The sequence below is a fragment of the Carboxylicivirga sp. genome (genome assembly GCF_982718395.1).
This window is the reverse complement of record NZ_CEXQWX010000266.1, coordinates 1-4,947: the sequence shown is the minus strand read 5'-3', so window position 1 is coordinate 4,947 and position 4,947 is coordinate 1. Positions and strand designations below refer to the sequence as shown.

Genomic DNA, 4,947 nt, shown 5'->3' with positions numbered 1-4,947 from the left:
CTCTGCTGGTACCGTAATGCTGCTGTATTTTTCTGCAGAGCATATACTTAGAAGGATTTTCAGCTCCTATACAGAATCAATCAAAAGTTATTTCCTGATCGTCATACCCTGTTCTATTGGTGCAATGGCTTTTGCAGCGTCCGACACCTTCTGGTTTTCTGCAGTTGAAGCCGAGGTATATGCTTTATCTGTATTCTTTACGGCACTATGCTTCTGGCTATTTCTAAAATGGGAAGAAGCAAACGAGACAAGTGGGTCTGGTACCAAATGGTTAATCCTGATTGCTTACCTCACTGGTCTTTCTGTTGGTGTACACCTTTTGAATTTACTTATCATCCCTGTATTGATTCTTCTAATTCTTCTGCGTAAAAATCCATTCACCTGGGCACTTCTGCTAAAGGCCATGTTAATTGGCGGAGGTATACTTGGAATTCTGTTATTTGGTGTTATTCAGAATGGCTTATGGCTGGCCGGCATTTTAGAGATTATCAGTGTCAACAACATGGGATTCCCAATCAATTCAGGTCTTATTCTATTCGCTGCTATCATTTTTGGTGGATTATTTGGTGCTGTGTTTATTACGCGCAGGAAAAATAGCTGGACACATTTACTAGCCGTCGTTTCTCTTGTTTTTATGATAGGCTATTCATCATATGCCATGATTATTATTCGGGCTGATGCCAACACACCTATCAATCTGAATGATCCGTCGACTGTCTTTTCGCTTGATAGTTTTCTTAATCGTGAACAATATGCTCAAAATCCACTTCTTTATGGTCATTACTACAATACAAAGGCAGGTGAATTAAAATATAAAGATAGCTACCGCCGCAATGGAGATAAGTATGAGTCGTATAAAAAATCCGATGCTTATGATTACGACAAAGCAGGCAGTGGTTTCTTTCCTCGTATGCACAGTCAATCACCAACACATAAATATGGCTATCAACAATGGGCCGGAGCTGATCCTAACTTAACGACTAAACCATCGTTTGTCACTAACCTTCGCTTCTTCTTTAATTACCAGATCAACCACATGTATATTCGATATTTTATGTGGAACTTCTCTGGCCGGCAAAACGATGAACAAGGCCACGGTGAAATGCATAAAGGCAACTGGATTACAGGCATTCCTTTTCTGGACAGGAGCACAGAAGGCAATCAACCACATAGCTACTCAATCAACAACCCATCCAATAATCGGTATTTTATGTTCCCACTTTTGCTGGGTATTGTAGGAATTTTATTCCTGATTAATGCAGGCAAAAATGGAAAAAAATATCTTTCTGTTACAGGCCTCTTATTCCTTATGACTGGCCCGGTTATTATTCTTTACCTTAATCAAACACCTTTTGAACCAAGGGAACGGGATTATGCTTTTGTAGGTTCTTTCTTCGCCTTTGCCCTATTCATTGCTTTTGGAGCCTTTTATGTGGGGCACTTGATCTATCAAAAATCTAAAAGTTATCTAACTACCAGTCTGGGACTATTACTACTAACATTTGCAGTACCACTGTTAATGTTAGCACAAAATCTGGATGACCATAACCGATCTGATCGATATTTTGCATTAAACCAGGCCCGCAGTTATCTTAACTCTTGCGAGCCCAACGCTATTTTATTTACCTATGGTGATAATGACACCTATCCGTTATGGTATGTACAAGAAGTAGAAGGTTATCGCACCGATATTCATGTTATAAATTATGGATTAATGGGAGCCGATTGGTGTGTGCAACAGCTTGCAAATGCAGTTAATCAAACCCAAGGTATTCAGTTTTCCATTCCACAGGAACGCTATAAAACAGGCAATCTTGACTACGCTCTTCTATTGGATCAGAATAAAGAATTTGCCCCACTTCAAAGCATTGTGCAATTTATTGGAAGTGATAAGGAAAGCTCAAAACTACCATTACAAAATGGAACTAAAGTTGATTTTTCACCAATCAATCGCTTCCTTTTGCCCTATGATAATCATGATACGCTGAAGTGGCAATGTCCCAAGCGAGTATTATACAAAAATGATATAGCGCTGCTTGACTTATTGGCAAATAACAAATGGGAACGACCCATTTACTTTACCATTGGTGCCGACCCTGAAATATTTCTTGGTTTGCAAAAACATTTGCGTTATGATGGTTTGGTTTATAAACTGACGCCACAGGCAAAAAAAGAAGGTCAGCCCATCTATTATGATTTAGAATCACTTTTGGATATCTATCTCAATAGAATTGATCTCGGTGATGGTTCAACAGCATACTACGATCACTATTGTCGCCGCACATTCGATGTGATGAAATATCGCCAGATTGGCAATATTCTGGCTTCTGATTTATTGGAGCAAAGCAGATTTGAAGAAGCCAAAAAAGTCATCAAAAAGAGCCTGAAAGAGCTACCTATTGAAGCTGCTCCTGATGTTGCTGGTAACATTCCCCTTCTGCATTTAGCTCATCAATGTGATTTAAAGCAAGAAGTTTCAGTGCATGCCAGTTTTCTTTTAAACCGTCATCTCAATAACCTGATGTGGTTTGCTTCTCTTTCTTCAAGCAAGCAACAAATGAATCAAAGTACATTCCAACAGGAATTAGATAAAGGACAAAGAATTAAGATGATGCTTGATACAATTAACAATGCCGCACTGCTCGATCAACTTTCATTTGTTTATAAACAAATTGGAATAGAAATATAACTATATATCAAGACTTGAAATCCAATTATTCTTGTAGATCAATTAGTAAAATTCATTGCGATACTCGTCGTCCGACTAAATTGACTTAATGTCTATTAGCCGGATGACGAGTGATAATTTAAGACCATCCATTAGTGCTCATAACGGCATTATATAAATTCAACAGCAGCAGGTAAAAACTTATCGGTTTAAGCAATCCAAAGTACGTTCTGATTATTACAACTATTGTAAAGGTCAAACAAACAAAAAATTGTATTTTTGGAACTTGTCAAAATACAGCATGTTTTATGGCTATGGGTTGACGACACTATCTTATTGAAATTAAGTAATTATGAAGCAATATACGCGTTTAAATTTAATACTCGGTTGGTTAACATTTTTTATATCTGCCACCGTTTATACAATGACTATTGAGCCAACCGCCTCATTTTGGGATTGTGGTGAATTTATTTCCACTTCTTATAAGCTTTTGGTTGGTCACCCTCCTGGAGCACCGTTTTTTATGATCATGGGTCGTTTTTTCTCTTTGTTTGCTCCTGATGAAGCGTCGGTTGCTTTTATGATTAACATGATGTCGGCCCTAGCCAGTGCGCTAACGATCATGTTCCTTTTCTGGACCATCACTCACCTGGCTAAAAAGATATTCATCACCGAAGAAGAACCTCCTGTATGGCGCACTTGGGCTGTAATGGGATCCGGACTAGTTGGTGCATTAGCTTATACATTCTCAGATACATTCTGGTTTTCTGCTGTCGAAGGTGAGGTTTACGCTATGTCTTCACTATTTACAGCGGTTGTTTTCTGGGCTATTCTAAAATGGGAGAATGTTGCTGGACAAGCTTATTCTAACAGATGGCTGATACTCATTGCCTATCTGATGGGTTTATCAATCGGCGTTCACCTGCTTAACCTTCTTGCCATTCCGGCAATTGTAATGGTTTACTACTTTAAAATGTACGAGGTTAACCGTAACAATACCATTAAAGCCTTAGCGATTTCAGCAGTAATTCTTGGCGGAATTCTATACGGCATTATTCCTGGAGTTGTAAAAGTAGCCAGCTGGTTCGAACTGGCTTTTGTCAATGGTATGGGTCTACCGTTTAATTCGGGAGCCATCATCTATATGATTCTGTTATTGGTAGCACTTGTAGCAGGTATCTGGATCACTTACAAAAAGAAAATGGCCATTGCCAACACCGTTATCCTTGCTGTAACAGTCATCATGATAGGTTATTCATCATTTGCCATGATCGTGATCCGGTCATTTGCAAACCCACCAATGGACCAGAACTCGCCTGAAGATGTTTTCTCTTTAATGTCTTACCTGAATCGTGAGCAGTATGGTGATCGTCCGTTATTTTTCGGACAGAACTATAACTCACCACTCGACCGTGAAGCCATGCGTAATCAAAAAGGTGCACCGGTTCGAATCAAGAAGGACGGAGAATACAAGACTGTTGATTATCGACCTAAATATGAATTTGACAGTCGAACAACAACTATGTTCCCTCGCATGTACAGCCGCGAAGGACGCCATATTAATGAATACAAGAACTGGACAAATCTAAAAGGACGAAGAGTGACTCTTGAAGATGAAACCGGCAGACCTTCATCCATTTCGGTGCCAACTATGTGGGAAAACTTCAAGTTCTTTATGAATTACCAGGTAAATCATATGTACTTCCGCTATTTTATGTGGAATTTCTCTGGCAGACAAAACGATATTCAGGGTCATGGTGAACCTCATAAAGGAAATTGGATAACAGGTATCAAGTTCTACGATGAATACCGCTTGGGTAATGATGATCTCATGCCTGATATCTATGCAAATAATCCGGCACGCAACAAATATTACATGCTTCCGCTGATTCTTGGATTAGCAGGACTATTCTTCCAGTACAATGCCGATAAAAATGGAAAGCAAGGTTTCTGGATTGTGATGCTATTGTTCTTCCTCACCGGATTAGCTATTGTATTATACCTGAACCAAACACCTCTGCAACCTCGTGAACGAGATTATGCTTACGCCGGATCATTCTACGCCTTTTCCATTTGGATAGGTTTAGGTGTTTTATCCATTGTTAATGGTATCAAACGATTTGTACCCGGATCAGTGGCAGCAAGCCTTGCAACCGGATTATGCCTGGTGCTTGTTCCTGGTATTCTGGCTAATCAAAACTGGGACGATCATAACAGATCTGAACGATACATAGCAAGGGATTTAGCTCACAATTATCTTAATAGCTGTGCCGATAATG

Annotated in this window: 2 protein-coding genes; both read left to right on the top strand. The window is 39.4% G+C overall.

Annotation, left to right across the window (positions count from 1 at the left end; translation table 11 throughout):
* Window positions 1-2,689, top strand: a 2,689-nt coding sequence (locus tag AC4MRQ_RS24930; protein WP_491200448.1) for a glycosyltransferase family 117 protein, incomplete at its 5' end; no start/stop codon positions are given.
* Window positions 2,690-3,020: 331 nt separating this feature from the next.
* Window positions 3,021-4,947: glycosyltransferase family 117 protein (locus tag AC4MRQ_RS24925; RefSeq protein WP_491200447.1), on the top strand; the 1,927-nt coding region annotated here is incomplete at its 3' end.